At 59.6% G+C, this 20996-nt stretch carries 20 protein-coding genes and 2 pseudogenes; 10 read left to right on the top strand and 12 right to left on the bottom strand.

All coding sequences use genetic code 11. The features are described 5' to 3' along the window. Positions 1-17: 17 nt before the first annotated feature. The 4 genes from H8A92_RS00335 to H8A92_RS00320 form a co-directional block, all read right to left on the bottom strand. A complete protein-coding gene (locus H8A92_RS00335) occupies positions 18-875 on the bottom strand; it encodes a ParB/RepB/Spo0J family partition protein (protein WP_229193837.1) in 858 nt (285 codons plus the stop codon). Beyond that, a complete protein-coding gene (locus tag H8A92_RS00330) occupies positions 872-2431 on the bottom strand; it encodes a recombinase family protein (RefSeq protein ID WP_229193836.1) in 1560 nt (519 codons plus the stop codon). The genes H8A92_RS00335 and H8A92_RS00330 overlap by 4 nt, the downstream gene beginning before the upstream one ends. A gap of 338 nt (positions 2432-2769) precedes the next feature. After that, on the bottom strand, positions 2770-2946 hold the full coding sequence (locus H8A92_RS00325; RefSeq protein ID WP_229193835.1) for a hypothetical protein: 177 nt from the start codon (positions 2944-2946) through the stop codon (positions 2770-2772). Positions 2947-3258: 312 nt separating this feature from the next. Then, entirely contained in the window at positions 3259-3516 is a 258-nt protein-coding gene (locus H8A92_RS00320) for a hypothetical protein (RefSeq protein WP_229193834.1), read from the bottom strand. A 217-nt stretch (positions 3517-3733) separates the two neighbouring features. Between H8A92_RS00320 and H8A92_RS00315 the strand changes: the two genes are divergently transcribed. Continuing rightward, positions 3734-4066: a hypothetical protein gene (locus H8A92_RS00315; RefSeq protein ID WP_229193833.1), complete on the top strand. Its 333-nt coding sequence runs from the start codon at positions 3734-3736 to the stop codon at positions 4064-4066. A gap of 93 nt (positions 4067-4159) precedes the next feature. On the opposite strand, the gene dinB is transcribed toward H8A92_RS00315, so the two are convergent. Continuing rightward, positions 4160-5263, bottom strand: coding sequence for a DNA polymerase IV (gene dinB, locus H8A92_RS00310; RefSeq protein WP_229194047.1), 1104 nt, complete (start codon positions 5261-5263; stop codon positions 4160-4162). A 492-nt stretch (positions 5264-5755) separates the two neighbouring features. On the opposite strand from dinB, the gene H8A92_RS00305 reads away from it, so the two are divergent. Next, a complete protein-coding gene (locus tag H8A92_RS00305; RefSeq protein ID WP_229193832.1) occupies positions 5756-5968 on the top strand; it encodes a hypothetical protein in 213 nt (70 codons plus the stop codon). A gap of 41 nt (positions 5969-6009) precedes the next feature. Here the strand turns inward: H8A92_RS00305 and H8A92_RS00300 are convergent, their stop codons facing one another. The 3 genes and pseudogenes from H8A92_RS00300 to H8A92_RS00290 all read right to left on the bottom strand — a co-directional run. Further along, entirely contained in the window at positions 6010-6543 is a 534-nt protein-coding gene (locus tag H8A92_RS00300; protein WP_163156161.1) for a thermonuclease family protein, read from the bottom strand. Next, positions 6540-7204 (bottom strand): annotated as a pseudogene (locus H8A92_RS00295) (SOS response-associated peptidase). The gene H8A92_RS00300 and the pseudogene H8A92_RS00295 overlap by 4 nt, the downstream one beginning before the upstream one ends. Before the next feature lie 178 nt (positions 7205-7382). Beyond that, a pseudogene (locus H8A92_RS00290) lies at positions 7383-7793 on the bottom strand (hypothetical protein); the annotation flags it as partial. A gap of 169 nt (positions 7794-7962) precedes the next feature. On the opposite strand from H8A92_RS00290, the gene H8A92_RS40715 reads away from it, so the two are divergent. Together H8A92_RS40715 and H8A92_RS00285 are read left to right on the top strand one after the other, a co-directional pair. Next, entirely contained in the window at positions 7963-8091 is a 129-nt protein-coding gene (locus tag H8A92_RS40715) for a hypothetical protein (protein ID WP_274613178.1), read from the top strand. A 499-nt stretch (positions 8092-8590) separates the two neighbouring features. Then, positions 8591-8764: a hypothetical protein gene (locus H8A92_RS00285; protein ID WP_163156158.1), complete on the top strand. Its 174-nt coding sequence runs from the start codon at positions 8591-8593 to the stop codon at positions 8762-8764. A gap of 140 nt (positions 8765-8904) precedes the next feature. Here H8A92_RS00285 and H8A92_RS00280 read toward each other — a convergent pair whose 3' ends face one another. Next, positions 8905-9798, bottom strand: coding sequence for a 3'-5' exonuclease (locus tag H8A92_RS00280; protein WP_229193831.1), 894 nt, complete (start codon positions 9796-9798; stop codon positions 8905-8907). A 383-nt stretch (positions 9799-10181) separates the two neighbouring features. Between H8A92_RS00280 and H8A92_RS00275 the strand changes: the two genes are divergently transcribed. Beyond that, positions 10182-10394, top strand: coding sequence for a hypothetical protein (locus H8A92_RS00275; RefSeq protein ID WP_229193830.1), 213 nt, complete (start codon positions 10182-10184; stop codon positions 10392-10394). 191 nt (positions 10395-10585) lie between these two features. Here the strand turns inward: H8A92_RS00275 and H8A92_RS41150 are convergent, their stop codons facing one another. Then, complete coding sequence (locus H8A92_RS41150; protein WP_229193829.1) at positions 10586-10918, bottom strand: hypothetical protein; 333 nt, start codon at positions 10916-10918, stop codon at positions 10586-10588. Between H8A92_RS41150 and H8A92_RS00265 the strand changes: the two genes are divergently transcribed. After that, the gene (locus H8A92_RS00265; RefSeq protein ID WP_229193827.1) at positions 10899-11948 is read left to right on the top strand and encodes a S1/P1 nuclease; all 1050 of its coding nucleotides are present in this window, start codon (positions 10899-10901) and stop codon (positions 11946-11948) included. The two genes, H8A92_RS41150 and H8A92_RS00265, sit on opposite strands and share 20 nt — an antisense overlap. Before the next feature lie 433 nt (positions 11949-12381). On the opposite strand, the gene H8A92_RS00260 is transcribed toward H8A92_RS00265, so the two are convergent. Both H8A92_RS00260 and H8A92_RS00255 read right to left on the bottom strand, forming a co-directional pair. After that, a complete protein-coding gene (locus tag H8A92_RS00260) occupies positions 12382-13590 on the bottom strand; it encodes a TetR/AcrR family transcriptional regulator (protein WP_229193826.1) in 1209 nt (402 codons plus the stop codon). After that, on the bottom strand, positions 13590-15107 hold the full coding sequence (locus H8A92_RS00255; RefSeq protein ID WP_229193825.1) for an AMP-binding protein: 1518 nt from the start codon (positions 15105-15107) through the stop codon (positions 13590-13592). Before H8A92_RS00255 ends, H8A92_RS00260 begins: the two co-directional genes overlap by 1 nt. A gap of 291 nt (positions 15108-15398) precedes the next feature. On the opposite strand from H8A92_RS00255, the gene H8A92_RS00250 reads away from it, so the two are divergent. From H8A92_RS00250 to H8A92_RS00235, 4 genes are all read left to right on the top strand, one after another. Beyond that, the gene (locus tag H8A92_RS00250) at positions 15399-16997 is read left to right on the top strand and encodes a carbohydrate porin (RefSeq protein ID WP_229193824.1); all 1599 of its coding nucleotides are present in this window, start codon (positions 15399-15401) and stop codon (positions 16995-16997) included. Positions 16998-17100: 103 nt separating this feature from the next. Beyond that, entirely contained in the window at positions 17101-18609 is a 1509-nt protein-coding gene (locus H8A92_RS00245; RefSeq protein WP_229193823.1) for an MFS transporter, read from the top strand. Beyond that, complete coding sequence (locus H8A92_RS00240) at positions 18599-19837, top strand: serine hydrolase domain-containing protein (protein ID WP_229193822.1); 1239 nt, start codon at positions 18599-18601, stop codon at positions 19835-19837. The genes H8A92_RS00245 and H8A92_RS00240 overlap by 11 nt, the downstream gene beginning before the upstream one ends. Before the next feature lie 60 nt (positions 19838-19897). Then, entirely contained in the window at positions 19898-20773 is an 876-nt protein-coding gene (locus tag H8A92_RS00235) for an SDR family oxidoreductase (RefSeq protein ID WP_229193821.1), read from the top strand. Positions 20774-20996: the final 223 nt, after the last annotated feature.

Raw genomic sequence — 20996 nt, 5'->3', positions numbered from 1 at the left:
GGCGCTCGTCACCTTGCTTAGGCCTCCGGCCGCGTAGTTGACAGCCTACGCAGAAGGGGCAGGGGGATTTTGTCCAGGCCTTCCTCCCGAAGCAGCGAGACAAACATCCTCTCGTCCAGCAAGCTCTTCAGCGCGTTTACGATAAAGACCAAACGCATCTGAACGAGCTCGGCCTTCTGTGCGACGGTCTTGTGGCGCTCGGTTTCCAGCCGATAGATCCGAACAAGCCCTCCGGGAGTGACACCTTTCTCGACTCGCTTCCCGGTGCCACGCGCTTGCTGCTCGAACAGCTTTCGGATCTTGGCAATCTCGGCGACACTTCGCTTCTCGCCCTTGTAAAGCTTCATAAGGGCCGCTCGCAGCTGAGGCGTATTTGCCCTGGCGATCTCGAACGCCATGGTTGGCGTGATCGCTCGTCGCTCGAGCGCCCTGATCAGATTGTGGTGGCCGTTGTGGAGCAGATAACGGACGGCTTGCACATATTTCGTAGGCACGCCGAGCTTGGTGGCAATTTCACCTGTATCGTAGTTTTCTGCGAGGCGGCCGATGTCGCTGACGGACTCGACGGATGAATGCTGGCGCCGGGCGATATTCTCGACCAGACTCAAGAGGATGCAATCCTCAGTCTCTACGTTGGTTACAATGGCCGGAATTTCCGTTGCTTTCAGCTTGGCAAAAGCCTCAATCCGCCCCTGGCCGCAGACCAGTTCGTATTGTCCTGAGCCGTCGCGATCGCTGACGGTGATTGGCCGCTTCAGGCCGACACGCGCGATGGAGCGGACCATCTCGGTGAAGGGCTCTTCAAAGCGATCGCGCGGGTTCGGAATCTCGATGGCCGATATCGGGATCGATCGCATCTTCAGAGCCCGCTTCATGCCGCGGCCCTCTCTCTGACGCCAAGACACATCGCGCAGAACTCATCGAGCGTCGCGAACCGGCAAGAGTCGGCGAAGATCCGCTCGGTGATCCTAAGACAGTTGCAGCGAGCGTGCGCAAGTTCTCGCGTCGGCAGGAGATAACATGCCTCGACCCTGGTGTTCTTCACGTTGAGGCGGAGCACAAGCGTCAGGTCCGTTTCGGCGCGGCGATCAACCTGTGCATACCAGCGCATTCGTCCGAGCCGATCGCTGTTGGCGTACGCACTGCAGATCGAAACCGTGATGTCATTGTTGATCTGCAAATGACCAGCCTTATCAAGCGTGGCCTGCCCGCCCAGGCTGGTGATCCTGTCGACGATCTCACCTGTGGCAACTCGCAGCCTTAAACATCTGGCCTCCCTGAGCTTGGCTCGCTCAAGGAACCGAGCTGGCTGGTAGTCGATAAGCTTGTACGCCGCCATCAGGGATCCATAGTGTCGATGCAAGGTCTCGGCGGACGGCAGCTCAGGATCTGCGTCGATCAGATTCCCGGTCAAGTAGCCGTTCTCTTCCCGCAAGGCCGCAAGCCGGTCAAGCATGTCGCGTTGCGATCGCTCAAGTTGACGCGTTCGGATGATCTCTTGCGCAGCCTGAAATATCGCCGGATCGACAAGAGGAGGGAACACGTTGTCTCTGCGTATCCACATGTTGCGAGGATTGCGCCGCGTCTTGCTCCCGAGCTTGGCCGATGTCTGATTAAAGATCATGTGGCCGAGATATCGCTCATTGGTGAGGAGTTGAGTGATGTTCTTGCGTATCCACTGATGTCCGAGCAGTGTCGGAATGCGATCCGCGTTCAGTTCGGCGACGATCAATCCTTCATGTTTTTGTTCATTGACGAAGGAATTGAAGATGCGCTTGACGGTTTCGACCTCCCTATCCGGGCCATGAGTGATAACGATCCGGTCGGTCTGAAGGCATTTTCTCTGGCCAATTTCAAGGCGTCCCCTGACCGCCCCGTGTTCGTCGACCAGCACCCGTCTCATACCGTAAGCGGGAAAACCACCGCGCCAGAATCCCATCTTGGTGATGCGGGACTGTCCGATAAAGCTTCGGATCGACAAGTCGCGGAGAAAGTCACCGGCCACTACCCGTTTGACGGCTTTCTGGAGCGTGGAGGCGAGGCTGCCGTCGTTCTCGAACGATTCAGCGCAATATAGGACCCCGATACCTGCGTCCTTGCAGATGAACTCGTAGTAGGCGCTTTCGTCTGCGTCCTGGAAACGGCCCCAGCGGCTCACATCGTAGACCAGAATGAACTCGAAGTCGGCGCAGCCGCTCGTCACGTCGTTGATTAGTCTGCGCAGCTCGGCGCGCCCTTCGATATTGATGCCACTACGGCCTTTGTCAAAGTAGGTGCGAACGATCATAAGACCATGACGGGCGGCATAGGCCGCTATCGCGTCCTTCTGATTTTCGGGCGAATATTTTTGGTTCTCGGTCGACATGCGCACATATTGTGCTGCACGCGATCGACCTGGCGTGACCGTTGGCAAGTCCGGCGCGTCTCGCATGTGACTTCGCCTTGACTGGTACGCAGCAAGCCTAGGCCCGGAAGGTGGATGGCTTCTTTCCGCCGGCAGAATCAATTGATGCGAATGCGATCGATAGAGCCGGCGCCGGGCGCTCCAAAACGGCACAGGCACCAGGGCGTTGCTGGCCATCGCAATCGGACGCAGCAGAGTGTCTAATCCTGCCTGGCTTTGCGAGCATGCCTTCTTGGTGTCGTTGCCAGCACGTCCTTCAACTCGGCTTCAAGTAGTCCATTGACGACGATGAGCGCGCGAACTTGGTTTGCGATCAGTGATCTGGGCAGCGTAAAAGGGGAAGCCAGTTGCATTCGCCCACTCACTCAAGCATGAGGCTCTTCGGCGTTGTCGTCGAGCGTCTCGTCGGCGGTGCGGCCTTCCGCCATTGCCTCGACCGCCTCGACAACGTGCCGTCGCGTTGCCCGGTCCTTAATGGAGCGGAATGCTCGCAGCAGTCGAAATATGTCTGCCGCGTCTCGAGCGAGTTGCTCTTTCGTCAAGGGTGAATTCCCGCGATGATCGTTGGAGCGGGCCTGGAATGGAAAAGGACCGTCCGAGGACGGTCCTTTTTTGGCCGGTTGCAATTGGCTTGTAAAAACTCAAAGGTGAAAAATGCTCTGCAAGTTACGGTAACGTCGGCAGAGATAATATTACGGCCGACCTACCTGTACCGAAATCCGGATCAATACGGTGCTCCGTCGAACCGGCCGTGGATTTGCGATAGTCACGGTCTCCGACGAGCCGCTCCTGATCCCCTGCGGCTACTGCGGTGATCTGGCGCCTGCACAACGGGCGGCATTTGACGCGCATCATTACTGAAGGACCTTCGGCAGCGCGACAACTACGTCGATTTCGCGGCCGACGATCTGCGAAGCAACGATTGCGATGTGCGGGGCGAAATTGTCCTCGATCTCGGCCGCGGTCGACTCGTCCCTTGCGTAGACATACAGAAGCGGCCCGTCGATCTCCGCAAAGCGGATGCCGGCAAAGACGCGGTCAAAGGTTCCCGCGCCCACGATGAGCGCCATTCTTGCTTGTATCGCGTAGTCCTGGAGTTCGGTCAGGTCCATTTTGCTACCGGTAGGATAAGGAGTTGGCGCTGGGTGATAGATGTTTACGCCTCCTGTCCTCGGCAAGGGCAATTTCAGAACTACCCGAAGGACCTGGCGCCTGACGGGGTAAAGCGATCCGCTTACCAACAGAACAGCTCCTGGCTTATAAGATGCTCAGGTCACCGGGTATGTCCGGGCCGCTTTGACCGTCTCATGGTTCAACCGGACGCGCAGAGTGAAGGACCCAGAAGCTGTCGCAGCAATCGTATCGGCCCTCCGGGATGCGCACGGGGATAATGTTGCTCGCGCATTCCTTGCCGATGGAGTGACCCTCGCGGCGCTTGTCGACGCGGTGTTCTCACTTCCAATAAGGAATAGTGCGGCAGTCAAAGCGATCGCTCGCGCGCTGGAATCCGGAGATTTTGTTATCTCACCCGATGTCGGGCCGCTTTGGCACGTCAAATACGTGTACAGCCACCCCGGCTCGATGACCGTCGTAGACATGGTGGTGCTGTCACCAGAAAGGACATTCACGAGTACCGAAATCTCGTTGCGGCTGCGCGTATGATCCCCTTTACGGCTCAACTTCAGGGGCGCTGTTGCAACTCCTGGATATTCATCTTCGCGGGCTTCTGATTGAAAGGCGCAAGTTCAAGCGGCGTCAGATCGGTAGGTCGAGTTGAGGCTCGGCTCGGTCTTGGTCCTGGAGCGCGGACAGCGAGACGCCCAGCAAGCGCACGGATTTCGGCAAGGGCATCTCGTGCCGCAACAGGTCGATGGCAAGACGTTCGAGGTCCGCGCGGTTGGACACCTGGGTCGGCACAGATCTGCTGCGCGTGATGATCTCGAAATCGAAGAACTTGATCTTTAACGTCACCGTGCGCCCCCGGGTGCCGGTGCTTTCGCAATGCCGCCAGACTTTTTCGACGAGCGGCTGGAGCTCTGCCGCCAGGGCATCGAACGCCGTCAGATCGTCCGAGAATGTATTCTCTGCGCCGATGGACTTCCGGATCCGGTTCGGCCGAACCGGACGCTCATCAACCCCGCGCGAGATCCAGTAGTAGTAGGCGCCCGATTTGCCGAAATTCGCATTCATGAACTCGAGTGATTGATTGCGGATGTCGAGCCCGGTGAAGATGCCGAGGCCGTTGAATTTGGCAGTCGTCGCAGGGCCGATGCCGTGGAATCTGCCGACCGGGAGATTTTCCACGAAGGCGGGCCCCATCCTGGGGGTGATGACGAACTGACCGTTGGGCTTGCGATGATCGGACGCGAGCTTTGCCAGGAACTTGTTATAGGAGATCCCGGCGGAGGCCGTGAGGCCGGTTTCGGCGAGGATTTTGGCCCTGATTGCGGTGGCGATTTCGGTTGCGAGCGGGAGGTTCTGGATGTTCTCGGTGACGTCGAGATATGCCTCGTCCAGGGAGAGCGGCTCGATGATTTCCGTGTGCTCGGCGAAAATGTCCCGGATCTGGCGGCTGACGGCCTTGTAGACCTCGAACCGCGGCTTGACGAAGATCAGCTCCGGACACTGACGCTTGGCGGTGACCGACGGCATTGCCGAGCGAACCCCAAACTTGCGAGCCTCATAGCTCGCTGCGGCCACGACGCCGCGTTCTGCGGAGCCGCCAACGGCCAATGGCTTGCCGCGCAAGTCGGGATTGTCCCTTTGCTCCACCGACGCGTAGAACGCGTCCATGTCGATATGGATGATCTTGCGCGGTCGGGCCTCGCCGCTGTCCCGCGCCTGGTCCGGCGAACTCATTTGGCAACAATACCCGAGGCCGTCGCGCGCGGGAATGGCGGGGAAAGTGGGGAAAAGTCCGGTTCCTGACTGGCCGGTCGGACGTCGTGAGCGCCATGTTGCCAGACTTGCTAGTGCCGCTTCGGCGATATTGCCCCACGCTTGGACAATTTGGCTTTCGCCCAGGGTGTTCGTCTCCATTTCGTTGCGAGCATTTTCATGAAGAAGTTTGACGAGCGGACGACCGCCAACCTCGACGTTGTTCTGGATGATGTCTGTCGCGATCTCCCGAACGGAGGTGGCGATCACGAAACGAGGAAGTTCATTGCGCGGCGGCTGCTGCGGGCCGCTCACCATGGGAAAAAGACGCTTGGGGCTCTCGAGCGCGTTGCTCGGAAGGCGTTGCAGGGCTTCCTGGAAAGCCGTCCCGCATAGTGGGCCGCGCGCGGACCGCTGTCTCCCCGTCGAAGCCCATCCGAACCTGCGGGCAGGCGCACACAATTGGGGTATTCCATGTACGATATTTATTTGAACAGGAGCAACGAGCTCCTGGTTGTTGCTCGGGGCGGCTCCATCCCTTCAGCGATCGCTGGAAGCTGGCGCAAACAGAAGCGTGTCGTTCGGACGGTCAGCCACAGCATTCGGCATGACGTCCTGCAGCATGGTTATCACCGTCGCAACCTCGCGAAGCGATTGATCGCCTCGGCGAGGGCAGGGCTGCAGTAGGGGATTCGACTGCACCCTGGCTGGATGCTGGGCGTGGGTGCTTACTTCGCCTCGTCCGAGCAGTAGGTCGGCCTCTGGCCCGCTCGGATGCAGGTCCTATAGAGCCAGGGCGCGACGAACGAACCAGACCAAATGCCACGGCCGGCGGCTTGTGCCTTGGTTTGGGCTTCGGCGTAGTAGCCATGAGAATATTTCGGCCAATCGAGGGCTAGTCCTTTTCCGACGAGGTAGTGGGCCATGTCAGGGCCAGGATCGCCTACCTTGCAGACGGCGACGGTCCGGCCGTATTGGTCTTTGCCTTTCGAACTGCAGATCACCGGTCGTTTGACCAGGTAGAGGAGGACGTCCAACGCGGTCGCGGCCTGTTGGCCGCACCGATAGAGATTGCTGTCGTCATTCCTGCACAGCTGATCACTTTCGGGCGCGTCGATGCCCCATAATCGGATGCGCGTGCCGTGGATTTCGATCGTGTCGCCATCGATCACACTGGCGCGGCCCACGATGTCATCCGCTGTCGCGGGCGTGGCGACAAGCACGCCGACCGTCGCGGCCGCGAGACGCCACCGGCGCCTCATGGTGACACCAGGATATCTTCCTTGGCCTCACCCCTGGCGACGATCTTCAGCGCATCGTTGGCCAACGGGCGCTGAAGCGCCTTGGCTTCGTCCCACGGCGCGCGCATCCAGACGTCGCGCTCCTCGTCGGTGGTTATGATCACCGGCATCGCCTTTGGGTGGATCGGTGCAACGACCTCATTCGGCTCGGTCGTCAGGAAGCCGTAGACGAGGTGCGGTCCCGGCACTGGCTTGGACTTCGTCCCGCGGTCGCCCTTGAACTCGGTCCAGATACCGGCGAAGGCGGTCAGCGGTCGATCGTCGCTGAGCGCGAACCAAACGACGTCCTTTTTCTTTGTCTGCGGGTTCGGCTCGGGAGCGTATTCGGCGAAGCTATTGAAGGGGACGAGACACCGGTGCTCCGGCTTCAGCCAGCCGCGCCGGTGCAGCGAGGACGTGTTGCGGATGTTCGTGACGGGCGGGCCGCCAGTGCGCGGCGGCGGGGCATGCCCCAGCGCATCAGCACCATCTTGCGTTCTTTACCGGCATTGCGAACAACGGGGGCGGGGTAGTCCGGGAAGACGCCGGACATGGGAGCCAGGTTGCCGACGTATTGGTTAACGACCCGGAAGAGTTTCAGGATTGCGGCTTGGTTGGTCGTGATGCTGTAGAGATTGCACATTGCCCGGTTCGCTGAAATTTCGTGACCTCGTCGGCTGTCGAGCGGTGAATGTGGCCTGTTGAAAGGGACGGCGCCAGCGATACTTCTGCAGAACAGCCGCAAAGCCTGCAGTCGCTATTATAACCGAGGCACTCTTGAATGCTCGGGCGTGCACGGGTATCGCGCACGAGATGGGCCACCGCTCGCCGGGCCACCAGGTTGACGGTGGGTTCATGGTGGAGATCCTGGTCGTCCGGAGCGCCACAAGGTGGCTGCGCTTGAAAGGATAACCGTGCCGGCGGGAGCAATCCTTGCACCGCATGTAGCGCTCGAGCTCGTGGATCGGCGTCCACTTCGGCCGTCTGACAATGTCAAGCGCGACCGCCTGATGCGTTTCGCAGCCGAGACACTTCACTTCGAGATAGCGGTACCCGGCGTTGAGTGCGTCACCAAGAGCGGGCGACGGCTGGGCCGGGCCTTGAAGGGCGAGCATGCGTGCGTTCCAGGCCTGGCAAGCTAAGGCGTCGGCTTCGAGCCGGGCTTGTGTTGCCCGTTCGGATAGATGCCTGACGGTGGCGCTGAACATGTACTCCCGAGATTTCGAACCCATGCCGAACCAGTAAGCAGGAGTCGAAGAGCGCGGCAAATTATCAAGTTGTTGCGGCGGGGAACACGACAAGGCTACTGCGGGTCGTGGGACATCCCTCTGTCGTCAGCTGAAGAACGGGCGCGCGGGGAACGAGCGCCAGCGGCGGCCGTTGATAACACGGAGGATCACCATGCAGAACGATTCTGAAATGTTCCCGAATGCCGAGCTCTGGTTGGCTGCTGTGGTGAGTTGCACGCCGGCGCTTCTGATTGCCGTCTGGATGATCGTATCGCTGATCCAACCGCAATTTCCGGGCTGACGCTACTCGCATCTGAAGGCATGATCGAGATCGCGTCAGCGGCAGGAAGGTAGGCCACCAGAAGTCGCGGCGGCAGAACGCCGGCCAACAAGCAGCTGGTCAAGGACCGAACTCAGCGCCGGTCCTCTTGCTCCGACTTCACTGAATTGCAGCCATAACAACGAAACACATTGACCGCTTCGTACTTGCCAACGGAGGGTAGCTCGGCCAACAGGATCATATGACGGCCGCAAGCGTCACATTTGCATGCGAGCGCATTCATCTCTTGCCTGGACATTGTTGGCATAGCGAACGTCCCCATGCGCTATTTGCCGAGGCGGCGATCATGAACCTCAAAACGCGCCCGTTGTATCCGTGCGAATACGGGCTCACCATTTCCAGCGACACGTCGCGATCTCGACGGGCCCTATGGGTCATTCACATGCTCCAAATGGACTAAGCCTCCGAGGCAGTCCCGGCGTAGTGGAATGTCGGACCTCAACATCGCATACTGAGCGGCATGACAATCAAGACGCCTCATTTTCAGCCCGAGAAGACAAAGGACGGTCGCTGGTTTGTAGCGGTCAAGACCGGCAATGGGCCGGATTCTCATATCGGAGATTTCGAAACGGAAGCCGACGCCGAGCGCTGGATCGCCACCAAAGCGAAGTACTGGCCTGGTCGAGAGAGCTGAAGGGCTGGCTCTACTCTCCTTCCAGCATCGGGCGAATAATGGCTTCGCGTCAGCACAGAGGCGCGATGTGAATATTGCTGATGTTGCGTTGCATGGCTGGTCACGATAGGCATGCGAGCGTCAGGCCGGATATGAGACGTTCAGATTCTCGCCGAAAAGCGGTCGAACGCAGTCAATGTCTGGGTCCGGATATCGGCGTCTGCTTGATAGATCGTTCTTTGCAGATATTCGATTTCGGCAGCTTGAGCCGGTTCGTCGACGTCGATGTACCAGGACCGCGGCCTGCCGTCGGCGCCGTCGCTCCAGCGGTAGCCGCGCCGCTTGAGCGCGTCCTTCAGCTCGAAAGGTGACTGCTCGGCCCAGATCCGGATCGTCCTTCGGCGGGCCCGCTCGAGCAGCACGGACAGCACCGTGCGATCGAGCCTGGGCAGGGTGATCGCGAGGATCTCGAGCAGCGCCAGGCAATCGTCGACCGCCCGGTGCGCCTCGTGAAACAGCCCGGCCTTCATCAGGAGATAAGACAGCCGCGAACCTTCGAAGCCATGGCCGCGCCATTCGACCTCGCTGACCGAGCAGGCCCAGGCCTTGAGCGTGAAGAGGGCCGCGTAACGCTCCATGAATTTGCGGTCGAAGCCGGCGTTGTGGGCAATGACCACGACCGCATCGGAGGCAAATTCGTTGATGCGCGCCTCATCTAGGCTGTGGCCTTCGACCATCGCATCGGTGATGCCGGTCAGCGCCGTGATCTCCGCGGGAATGGCGATCGACGGCTGGTTGAAGCAGCTGAAGGTGTCGATGACACGGCCGATCCTCCCGTCCGGCAGATAGGTGAACTTCACCATCCCGAGCTCGATGATCTCGTCGCGCGCCGGATCGAGGCCGGTGGTCTCGACGTCGAGCAGGACCGCGGTCTTGGTCGATTGCCCATCGCTCGGCGTAAAGTCGGAGCGGGGAACCAGCCGGCGCAGCACCCTGTAGTCAGGTGACTGTTCCAGGATGCCGGCAATCTCGGCGAGGGGCGGTTGAACGATCATATCGAGCGGCGGACGATCATTTGGTTGAAAGATTGGCCAAGTCTAGCCGATCGGACCGGTCCTGGCGCAGCAATGCTTGTGGATAGATCCTTGGCGCAAGGACAGCTCACGAAGGACGGCTCCCGAAGGACAGCTCCTGGCGGTGCCGACCGGCTTCTCCCGCGGAACCAACTGGGGATCCAGGGAAGGGTGCTTGCGCGGCGCGGGATTCGGGCGGGCTCTCGTGAACCGTGCCGCGTCGCGGCACGGCCTGGCGGCTTCGATCCCTCGCGTCGCGGCACAGCATGCCTCGATCACATTATTCGGAAAATACGAAATAAGACTCGACGGAACACCCAACTCACTCGTATCATTGTGGCTCGATCCCAGGTGAGGTCATCGTGATGTCGGATCAGCAGGCGAGGTCTTCCGATCTCGTTCAAATCGCCCGCAGAAGCGGGGAGTTTCGGAAGCATTATGGAATTGCGCTTGGCGCATTCCTTTACCTCACTTCGATCAGCGCAGCGCGGCCGAGGTCGATCTGGTGGAACGGTGTGCTGACGGCATTGATCGGTGCTGCCGTCGTGTGGCTCAAGAGCCGTGGTAGTGGTGGTTAGCAGGCGACGCATTCCTTTCTCGGCGTGCCAACGATGCAAGCTTCGAAGCAAGCCCCGCACATGACACAGCCTCGGTTGTGGGTGTGCCACGCTGCCAAAACTTATCATCCCTTGCCGGGGCAGGGAGACTCACCGTAACTCGAACCGACTGTATCCTGGCTGGGGACTTACTTATGAATCGGTCTAATGGGCTACCTGACGACGGCTACGCGTTGATTGTCGATGGCCAGGTGAAGACGGAGTTCAAGACGAGGGAAGGCGCTGAAGCTGGCGCCAGGGATCTGAAGCGACGCTTTCCGGTCCTCCAGATCCGGCTGTATGACGCCGAAGCCAAACGGGCCGTGGAGCTCGCCTGACAGGCTGATCGTCTTCGAAGGCGAAAAGAAGACATGACGCCAGCTGCGGTGGCCTGCGGGCTGGCCGGAGCGATACTGCATCGTGTTGACGTTCTCAACCTGAGCTTGTTCCATTCGCTGCCGAGTTGCAGCGAGTGAGGGCTTTGCCATGCGGAAATTTCTCGCCACGCTCCCCCTCCTGTTGCTTCTGCTGACAGTCCAGCAAGCGAAAGCCTGGAATGCCGACGGCCATCAGATCGTCGGCGCCATCGCAGATGCCCTGCTATCCGCGAATGCCAAGGCGAAAGTTGCATCCATCCTGGGCGTCGATCTGCGCACCGCTGCGCCCTGGCTCGATTGCGTGAAAAGCGTCCACCGTCAGGCTGACGGCAGTTTCAAGTACGTTGTGGAAGAGGCGTTTGAGGCTCCTTGCACGCCGTTCAAGGATGGCAGGGACCTGATGGAAGCCTATGTCGGGCGCAATTTCGTGCAGTGCAGCTATACGGTGCATCGCAAGGAGAACGGCCACGAGTTCGACGAGGAAATGGGATGTCACAACACCTATCATTTTGACGACATCTCGATCTTGCGCGATCACTTCGACCGCAACTTCCAGGGGACCAATGAGCACGACATCGTTGCCGCCATCAATGCGGCCATTGCTGTTCTGAAGGATCGCCCGTCACCACCTCCTTTCAAGATCGCAACAAAGGAAGAGGCGCTCTTTCTTCTCGCCCATCTGATCGGGGACCTTCATCAGCCGCTGCATGTCGGGGCGGTTTATCTCGATCTGCAGGGGCAGCAAGTCGATCCGGACGTGACCCATACGATCGATCCTTCAACTGAGACGATCGGCGGCAACGCCCTGTTCGACAACAACAAGAATCTGCATTCGGCGTGGGACGCTCCGCCGACCCACTTCCAAGTCCCGCAGGCCCTCGACCTGTTGCCGATAGCGCAGCAGATCGCAAAAGATACCGATCAGATCGAGAACTGGTCGCTCGCCTGGGCGAGCGATACAATCAAGGTTGCGCCGCGAGCGTTCGCCGGCGCCAGCTTTGCCAAGGTGCAGCCGAGCGCCGCTCACCCGAACGGTGGCTGGTCGATCACCTTGCCGGATCACGCGGCCTATGTGGATGCCCGCGATCAGATCAAGCGTGAGCAATTGGCGAAGGCCGCCGCTCGGCTGGCGAACTTGCTGAACGCGATCTGGCCGTAGGGAGTGGTAGCGCTTCCCCGGTTCGGACGGCTCGCCCGTAGGGACAGTACCGTGGTTGTCCTGGATGGGTCGGTTATCTTTTGACCGGCGGCCAAAATCCAGTCCAACTTCAATTGCGCTGAAAGATCGGCGAATATCATGTCGAAACTGATCCAGACTGACATGGCACTCCCGCAAGATGCGGGACGGGCTCTCGTGAACCGTGCCGCTCGCGTCACGGCCTTGCGGTTTCGATCCCTTGTGCGGAGAGTTTGCTTTTGTCCGAGTTGGCGGTGTACTTGTCAATAAGCCGACAAGCTCGCAACGGGCTGTTTCCTGCGGAGAAGCGATCTCGCTCCCGGGTGACGATTTGGACCGATCAATCAAAAGCTAACCGGAAAGATAAGGTCACGCGGTCTAAAATAGCTTGACGCGTCCAACTAAATTAGTCCGACTACACGGATGATTTGGTGTAACCCTCAAAGAACGGCCGCACGAATAGATCGGCCACGTTGTCGACCGTCAGGTCAGGGACCCACGCCCGAAGATCGACCGCTGCGTTGATCATCGATGACAGCATCCATGCGGCCACGACCGGCGATGTGGTTATAATCGAGCCATCCTGCATACCCTCGGTGAACAACAGAACAAACCCATTGATGATGCGGTCGGATTTATGCAGCAGGTCGGCACGGATATGCTTGGGAAGCGTCATCAGGGCAGACATCGAGAGCAGCGGCGCCTCTCCAAGCAGCTGGTGTTCGATCAAGTGGACAGCCAACGCCCAGAGTTTCTCCGCCCCCGGGGCGGTGAGTCTGGCTGCATCGTGCTTCGCCGTTTGCACGAGCGCCAGGGAGCGCTCGAAGCACGACACGACAAGGTCGTCCTTCGCCTCATTATGGTGATAGAAAGAACCCTTTGTAACATTCAGCGTGGCCGATATGCGCTCGACAGACGCTCCTGCATAGCCTTGCTCATTGAGTACCTTGGTTGCGGCTTTCAGGAAATCTTCGGCTCGATCGTCCCTGCGCGGAGATTGATACATCAAAGCGTGAAGACGACCGCCGATCAACGGTTGAATCGAAACACCCCCCAGCCAAATTCCGAGCACGATGCCGGCTATTGCTTCGTATTCATCCTCGGAATGTCGTTCGAGCAACGCCGGCATCCAGAAGATCCAGGAGAAGAGCAGGTGCACGTGCGCGTTGGAGACGCGGCTATGTCGGTCCGGGGGATTACGCAGTAATTTGCGAAACTTACCGAACGTCTGAGCGATGGCATGATCCACAGCAGGGTCCGCCAGAACACGAACCTCGTCGAAGCGCACGATCGCAAGCGCACGCCCGGCTGTCACGTCCTCAAGGTACCGGCAATAGTTGGACAGGAAGGACTTGAGTCGATCTTCGACCGTCGCCCCGTCTGCTGAATCGATGAAGCCTTGGATACGCTCCAGCGAGGAAATATAGCACGCGCTCGCCAACTGCTCCTTGCGGCGGAAATAGTAAGCAATGCCGGTAGCAACGATGCCGAGCTTGTTTGCCACTTCGACGAAGGTCATTCCTCTCAAGCCGACATCGTTGATCAATTGGATAGCGACGCCAAGTACCGCCTCACGCCGGCGGAAGCGCTTCGGCTTGGGCTGATTCGCAGCAGAAGGCGCCATCACGTCGATCTGCCTCCAAGAGTCATTTGCTCTTCCTTTGACGCGCTCGCCGCCTCGCTGGAGGCCGATCCTGGCATACGATCGGCCCGCAATTGGAATCGTCGTACCTTACCGGCATCGTCTCGCAACGGATAGGTGACAATCTCCATGGTTCGCGGGCGCTTGTAGCTGACAAGACGTTCTGCCAGATGGCGGTTGAGCCCATCCAGGTCGATTGTAGGAGGCGCTTGAACGATGGCATGAACGCGATGGCCAAGATCCTCGTCAGGAAGGCCGATCACCGCGCTCGAGGCGACAAGCGGATGTTCCTCTAGAGCAGCTTCGACCTCGGCAGGGAAGACGTTAGCGCCCCCGACCAGGATCATGTCGGTACGCCGGTCCGTAAGGTAGAGATAGCCTTCCTCGTCCATCCAACCGAGATCGCCCAGCGTCTCCCACTCTCCGATCCGCTCGGCCGTGGCACCGATGTAGCGATATGTCGGCGACCCGCTGCTGGGCATTTTCAGGTAAACGGTGCCGACAGTTCCTGGCGCTAGCAGTCGTCCGTCATCATCAAGAACCGCGATCTCGCCCATGACCGGGCGGCCGACCGACCCGCGGTGCTGCAGCCAGTCGGGGCCCCCAATGACCGTTACCGCCTGGCTTTCTGTCCCGCCGTATAGCTCCCATAGTTTGTCCGCGCCGATCCATCCGATCCAGGCTTCCTTCAGCGGCGGCGGGCAGGGCGCGGCCATGTGCCAGACGTTGCGGAGTGAAGACATGTCGCTCCTGTCCCGAACCTCCTGGGGCAGCTGCCAGATCCGATGCATCATGGTGGGCACGAGATAGAGCCAGGTAGCCTGGCGGCGCGTTACAATTTGCAGAAGCTCCTCCGGATCGAATTTGCGCATCAGTGCCAGGTGGGCACCTGCAAGAATTGCGATGAGTGCCAGCGAGAATGGAGCATTGTGGTAGAGCGGGGCCGGCATCACGGCGATATCACTGTGCGTGATACCGTAGAAATCTCCCTCATCAGGCAGGACGACGCCTGCTCGACCAGACACAATCAGCTTCGGTCGCCCGGTGGACCCGCCGGAGGTCGGAGCCTTTAGTGCAGGGGAGATTCGATCGGGCAGATCCGTATCATCGATGGTCTCCCCCATTAGCATCGCGGGCGTCACGTCGGAAGGTCGCACTACCGCGGCGCGGATCACCACGCGAGGGCATGCAAGGGACAGGATTGCCTCAAGCTCCTTCTGCGGCAACTTTCCGGATACGGGTTGCGGAATGGCTCCGAGCTTCAGGACCGCACACGTCGCGACCATGAAGTCGAGCCCGTTGGGCAAGGCAATGCTGACGAAATCTCCCAGGCCGACGCCTCTTGCTGCAAGTGCGTGAGCCATCCGGTTTGACGAGAGGTGCAGCTCCTGCCGCGACAGCGTGACCCCCTCGAAGGTTACACAGTCCGCCGACGGCGAATCCCAGGCAAGATTGGCGATTTTCGTGCCGATTGAGACCGGGTGGGGTGTTTCGATCATTGTGTTGTCTGCCTGTTTTGTCGCTATGGATCGCCTCATCATAGGCTGTAAAAGACAAACCCAAAACAAAAATAGGGATAATCCGCCTTCGTGCGATTTAATGCGCCGCCGCGACGGGCGTTCGCGCTATCAGCTGAGATTCCGCGCATAAATAGGCAATCACAGCCAATTTTGCGATTGTGACTTCTGTCTGACATGGGTGCTTGACGGGGTGTTGATTGACGCTATAGAGGATACCCAGAACAAAAATAACATACTCGAACATAAAAATATGACCGGGGAGGTTGGACGATGAATAGGCTTGACGGAAATCGCGTCGGCGGCCGGCGTGAGTTTGGCGGAGGGCAGGAGAGCTGCCCGGCCGATCGCGCAACCGCACGGTCGATAATGTCGCTTCACACTGGGATTGCTGCGTGTGCTTCGCTGGCGCTCTTCGTTGCTGCACCGGCGCGGGCCGAGACGGAAGACGGCGCCGGAAAGGCGAAGGTAGCGCAGGCCCCTGCGCAACAACCAGCTAGTCGCAAGAAGCCGCAGCCGGCCGCAGCGGCTGCCGTACCTTCGGTGCAGCCGGCCGCTTCTGCAGCTGCAACGGTGTCGCGCGCCTGGTCTGCAGGTCCAAGCACGGCGTCACCGCCGTCTGCTAGCGGGGCAGTATCTCCGGAGGTCGCGAAGATGATCAAGTTCGCGGCTTTCGACAAGCTGTCCATGAAGGGCTGGATCACAACGGTTCCGCCCGCCGCGGAGTCGATCTTTCAGGATCCCAATGGGCTGCGAACCGCGCTGGCCGAGTATGGCATCGGCTATGTCGCCTACAGCACGAACACGTTCACCGCCAATATGCTGAACAACGCTCCACCCAAGCCGCAGACCTATCAAGGGCAGATACCAACGACCTATTCCTTTTCGGAGGTGACACTCAGCTACGATCTTGGCCGGGTCGGGCTGACGGGCGGTCAGCTCTCCGTCGGAACCATGTTGACCGGAACAACCTGGGAGCCACTCGGCCCATCAGGAGCGAAGTTCGCGAACCTGTACTACTTCCAGTCGTTGATGGACGATACCGTGCAGCTTCAGGCTGGCGTGTTTTACAACGCGCAGAACTACCTTGGCCTGCTTGTCGCCGCCAGCATGGCGACCGGGCCCCAAGCCCTGGTCCCATACGAGCTTGGCCTCTCGCGACAGGGCGTGCCCGCGCCCGGCGCCAACCTCATGATTAACTTGCCGAACAACTTTTACAACAAGGCGGGCGTGCAGCGGAGTATCTCGCCGGACGGCGCTGACGTCGAGCAGCAGGCCAATCCCATCGGCCTTGGGTTCTCTAGTCCAGATGCCAAAGCTCTGTTCATCGACGAGTTCGGCTACAAGACGTTTTCGTCACCCACGCAGGGATCAGTCTGGGTTCGCGCCGGCGGCCTCTACAATACGTCGCCCTATTTCGACTTTTCCGCCGGGCGCAAGACCGACACGAACTGGGGATTCTACGCGGCGGCGGACGTCCAGGTCTCCCAGATCTCGTCCGCGCCTTATGAAGCCTATCAAGGCTACTACGTGGGCGGTTTCTACATGACTTCCGATCCCAACAAGAACATGTACCAGAACTACTACGAGGGGCGTGTCTACGGCATGGGGATCATTCCCGGGCGCCCGATGGATCAGACGGCTCTGATCCTTGGCTATACCACGCTGAGCAAATCAGCTCTCGATTTTCAGGCTGCTCTCACCGGGATCAGGCCATTCGGTGATTATGCATCGGTAACGGTCAGCAACTCGTTTCGGCTGAATCCCGGCGTCTATCTCATGTTGGGAACCAGCTACAACGTGCATCCGAGCGCGACGCCGCGGCTGAAGAATTCGCTCAACTTCATGGCGAGCTTGACGACCGCGTTCTGAGCCGCGCGGTGCGTGCTCCTTGCGGACGAAGCCGTCGAACCAACTGGCAAAGACATGGTGCGGGCTTACGAGCTCGGCCGTGCGCCCCAAAGAGGTGTCCAACATGAATCTCAGAGCAAATTTTGACAGGTCGGCTCCTTCACCAATGGTCGTGAGTAGGCCGCCGATCAATCCGGTCACACGGTTACTCTACGGTGTTGGCTCCCTCGCATTCGGCATCAAGGATAACGGCTTCAACGTTCTCCTGCTGCTTTACTACAACCAGGTGATGGGGCTTTCCGCACAATTGGTCGGAGCCATCGCGATGGTTGCCTTGCTGCTCGATGCATTCATCGATCCGATCATAGGTCACGTTTCCGACAGGTGGCGCTCCACTTGGGGCAGGCGCCATCCATTCATGTATGTTGCCGCAGTGCCGGCCGGACTGACCTATTTTCTCTTGTGGAATGCACCGTCGAATTGGAGCCACGCGGCGCTCGCGACTTACTTGCTCGTGACCATTATCGTCGTGCGCAGCTTTCTGGCGCTCTACGAGATACCAAGCTCCGCCCTGGCCGCCGAGCTCTCGGACGATTATGACGTCCGAACAAGCCTTCTCAGCTACCGGACGTTTTTTGCCTGGTTCGGCGGTGTCAGCATGGCATTCGTTACCTTCATCGTCTTCCTGCGCCCGGACAGCGATCATCCTGTCGGCCAGCTCAACCCGGACGGATATGCCAATTACGGAGTTGTCGCGAGCGTCATCATGTGCGTTGCGATCTTCGTGTCTGCAGCCGGTACGCAACGACAGATTCCCTGGCTTCAGCAACCTGGACGAAAGGCGGGAGGCCTCGTCGCTGCCTTAAGGGAGATGGCCGGGAGCTTCTCCAATCGAGCGTTTCTGGTCTTGCTGGCCGCCGGCGTATGCAGTGCCATGGCGGCCGGAATCCAGATTACGCTGAGCACCTATTTCAACACTTACTTCTGGGGCTTCAACTCAGATCAGCTGTCGGTCTTGATGCTGGGAGTGCTCGTGGCGTCGATCCTTGGTGCAGTCGCCGCGCCAAGGCTGTCGCGCCGTTTCGGCAAGAAACGGTCGGCCATCGCGCTTTGGCTGCTGTCGATCGTCTTCTACTATTGCCCATTCGTGCTGCGGTTGTCGGATTCGTTCCCCGCCAACGGATCTCCACTGCTGCTGCCGATCCTCCTGGTCACGATCACTATCTCGCTAACATTGATCGTCAGCTCATCAATCCTCACAGCTTCGATGCTTGCCGACGTCAGCGAGGAAAGCGAGCTGTCGACCGGGCGGCGTTCCGAAGGACTGTTCTTCTCGGCAAATACATTCGCGCAGAAATGCGTGTCAGGCGTCGGCCTCTTTGCGTCAGGCATGGTCCTTACCCTCGTGCATTTTCCGGAAGGGGCAGTGCCTGGTCAGGTTAGTGAGGAGGTCTTGAGAGATCTGGCGCTCGCCGCGCTTCCCATCCAGGCGACGTTGTATCTGCTCTCGATCGGCTTGATCGCTGTGTTCCCCATCACGCGCGCAGCTCATGAAGCGAACCTGGCGCGCCTTGCATCGCGCGGATCCGCGGCCGCACGCCCGGCTTCGCAACAATCAAGTCATGGGAATTGAGAAGCAGATGCGCGTTATTGATGTTCTCAAGAAAGTCGGTAGCAGCCAGATCGAAGGCCGCTACGATCGTGACTTCGAGCCGGTCGTGCAAGCGTTCTGCGCCAACTTTGCGGAGCGTGGCGAACTCGGCGCAAGCGTTTGCATCTTGCATGAGGGCCGCAAGGTGGTCGACCTCTGGGGCGGGAAAGCAAGTTCCAACGGCGCGCGCTGGACACGAGATACCATCTCGCTGGTGTTTTCGGCGACGAAGGGGGCAACGGCACTGTGTGCCCATCTGCTGGTTGAACGCGGGCTTCTCGACCTCAATGCACCCGTTGCCCGGTATTGGCCGGAATTCGCGCAGGCCGGCAAAGAGAAAACAACTGTCGCCATGGTGCTCAACCACACAGCGGGCTTGCCGCACCTGCGAGAGGCGGTCAAGCCGGGCGGCTTCTACGATGTTGCCTACATGACCGATCTCATTGCGCGTGCAGAGCCATTCTGGCCACCAGGGTCACAGTGCGGATATCACGCATTTACGTTCGGATGGATTATCGGCGAGATCGTGCGGCGGATCACCGGACGCGGCCTTGGCAAATTCTTTCGGGAAGAGCTGGCCATCCCAAATGGGCTGGATTTCTGGATCGGACTACCGGTCGATCTCGAGGGCCTTGTGGCGGAGCTTTATCAGGCGCAATACGACGAGACGATCCCGACGTCGCGGTTCATGCTCGCGGCGCTTCAGCAGCCCGACTCGCCGTCGCATCTATTCCTTGCCAATACCGGAGGCTTTGACTTCAGGAGCCGAGAAGGACGCGCAGCCGAAATTCCCGGGGTCAACGGTGTGACCAATGCGCGTGGTCTCGCCGGTCTCTACGCTCTGGTTGCAAGCAAACGGTTGCTGGCGCCGCACGCAATTGCACGTCTGCGCAAAGTAGCGGTGGCAACGAAGGAAGATGCAACGCTCCTGATGCCGACGCGGTTCAGTTTCGGCTTCATGAAGTCGATCGACAACCGCGCCCTGCCAGGCACGGATCAGAGCTGCGTGCTATCCGGCGCGGCATTCGGTCACGCGGGAGCGGGCGGGTCGTTGGGATTCGCTGATCCGCAGGCGCGCCTGAGCTTTGGATATACGATGAACCTGTTGGGGACCGGACTTCTGCTCAACAGCCGCGGACAGTCGCTCGTGGATGCGACCTACCGGGCTCTCGGCTATCGATCGAATCTCAAGGGCGCGTGGAAGAAGTAGAATTCCAGATCCCCTTCGCTTGCCCGACTTTGCAATCTACTCGAACATGGATCTTCCAGCATGCACGTGCGTCAAACATCAATGCCTCTCAGCGACGAGGCGTGCTCCCTTAAAGGCAAGGTCGCATTCATCGCCGGTGCATCTGGCGGAATCAATCTCGCTATCGGCCGCGCTCTGGCAAATGCTGGCGCGAGGATCGCCGTCGTCAGTCGCAGTCAGGACCGGATATCGGAGGCCGCCCGAACCCTCCTGGCTGATGGACACGAGGCTATCGGGCTCGTTGCCGACGTGCGGGACTACGGCCCGGTTGATGCTGCCCTGGCGCAGACGGTGGAGTGCTTCGGAAACATCGATATCGTGGTATCCGGAGCGGCGGGAAACTTCCTTGCTCCGGCGATGGGAATGTCGGCCAATGCCTTCAGGACGGTTGTCGATATCGACCTGATCGGTACCTTCAACGTATTGAGGGCGGCATTTCCATATCTGCGTAGACCCGGTGCCTCCCTGATCTCGATCACGGCGCCGCAGGGCGTGACCCCGAGCATGTTTCAAGCTCATGCCTGCGCCGCGAAGGCCGGGGTCAACATGCTGACGAAATGCCTCGCGATGGAGTGGGGTCCCGCTGGAGTGCGAGTGAATGCGATCTCGCCGGGGCCAATCGCGGATACCGTCGGCATGGCGCGGCTTGCGCCTACGACTGAACTCGAAGCACAGGCGAAGGCGCGAATCCCGTTGCGCGACTACGGCTCCAAGGACGATGTTGCGAACCTTGCACTGTTTTTGGCGTCTGACCTGGCAAGCTACATTACGGGCGCCATTCTGAATTGCGATGGTGGCGTCAGCCTCGGAGACAGCTCCGCGGATGCGGTCAACTTCTCGCGCGATGAGCCCGAGCGCGCGAAGGGGCTCGGCCGTCTGCAAGTCGATGGATCCTAGGCCGGCGGAGCCCTGGTGTGTTCGGGAAATCGAGTGGCGTCCAGATCTTCTGACCTCCTCGCTGATCTCGACACAAAGAGCTCGGAACCGAACCGAACTCTCGCGGTCACGTTCGCATGCCAGCATCACACTTCTTACCACACGATAGGTGTCAGATAGATGGAAGGTCAGTCATCTTCGACGCGGTTGGCCGATCCGAGGACGGGCTTCACCGCGGCCCGAC

The sequence above is a fragment of the Bradyrhizobium acaciae genome, assembly GCF_020889785.1.
GTDB classification, from domain to species: Bacteria; Pseudomonadota; Alphaproteobacteria; order Rhizobiales; family Xanthobacteraceae; genus Bradyrhizobium; species Bradyrhizobium acaciae.
The sequence above is the reverse complement of the archived record's forward strand: the minus strand, read 5'-3'. Positions and strand labels throughout refer to the sequence as shown.

Coding starts and splice junctions, on each gene's coding strand:
- H8A92_RS00245 (WP_229193823.1), top strand. CDS start 17,101: ATGAATCTCAGAGCAAATTTTGACAGGTCGGCTCCTTCACCAATGGTC.
- H8A92_RS00235 (WP_229193821.1), top strand. CDS start 19,898: ATGCACGTGCGTCAAACATCAATGCCTCTCAGCGACGAGGCGTGCTCC.
- H8A92_RS00285 (WP_163156158.1), top strand. CDS start 8,591: ATGACAATCAAGACGCCTCATTTTCAGCCCGAGAAGACAAAGGACGGT.
- H8A92_RS00280 (WP_229193831.1), bottom strand. CDS start 9,798: ATGATCGTTCAACCGCCCCTCGCCGAGATTGCCGGCATCCTGGAACAG.
- H8A92_RS00250 (WP_229193824.1), top strand. CDS start 15,399: ATGAATAGGCTTGACGGAAATCGCGTCGGCGGCCGGCGTGAGTTTGGC.
- H8A92_RS00300 (WP_163156161.1), bottom strand. CDS start 6,543: ATGAGGCGCCGGTGGCGTCTCGCGGCCGCGACGGTCGGCGTGCTTGTC.
- H8A92_RS00275 (WP_229193830.1), top strand. CDS start 10,182: ATGTCGGATCAGCAGGCGAGGTCTTCCGATCTCGTTCAAATCGCCCGC.
- H8A92_RS40715 (WP_274613178.1), top strand. CDS start 7,963: ATGCAGAACGATTCTGAAATGTTCCCGAATGCCGAGCTCTGGTTGGCT.
- dinB (WP_229194047.1), bottom strand. CDS start 5,263: ATGAGTTCGCCGGACCAGGCGCGGGACAGCGGCGAGGCCCGACCGCGC.
- H8A92_RS00240 (WP_229193822.1), top strand. CDS start 18,599: ATGGGAATTGAGAAGCAGATGCGCGTTATTGATGTTCTCAAGAAAGTC.
- H8A92_RS00320 (WP_229193834.1), bottom strand. CDS start 3,516: ATGGACCTGACCGAACTCCAGGACTACGCGATACAAGCAAGAATGGCG.
- H8A92_RS00305 (WP_229193832.1), top strand. CDS start 5,756: ATGTACGATATTTATTTGAACAGGAGCAACGAGCTCCTGGTTGTTGCT.
- H8A92_RS00255 (WP_229193825.1), bottom strand. CDS start 15,107: ATGATCGAAACACCCCACCCGGTCTCAATCGGCACGAAAATCGCCAAT.
- H8A92_RS00335 (WP_229193837.1), bottom strand. CDS start 875: ATGAAGCGGGCTCTGAAGATGCGATCGATCCCGATATCGGCCATCGAG.
- H8A92_RS00265 (WP_229193827.1), top strand. CDS start 10,899: ATGCGGAAATTTCTCGCCACGCTCCCCCTCCTGTTGCTTCTGCTGACA.
- H8A92_RS00260 (WP_229193826.1), bottom strand. CDS start 13,590: ATGGCGCCTTCTGCTGCGAATCAGCCCAAGCCGAAGCGCTTCCGCCGG.
- H8A92_RS00330 (WP_229193836.1), bottom strand. CDS start 2,431: ATGCGAGACGCGCCGGACTTGCCAACGGTCACGCCAGGTCGATCGCGT.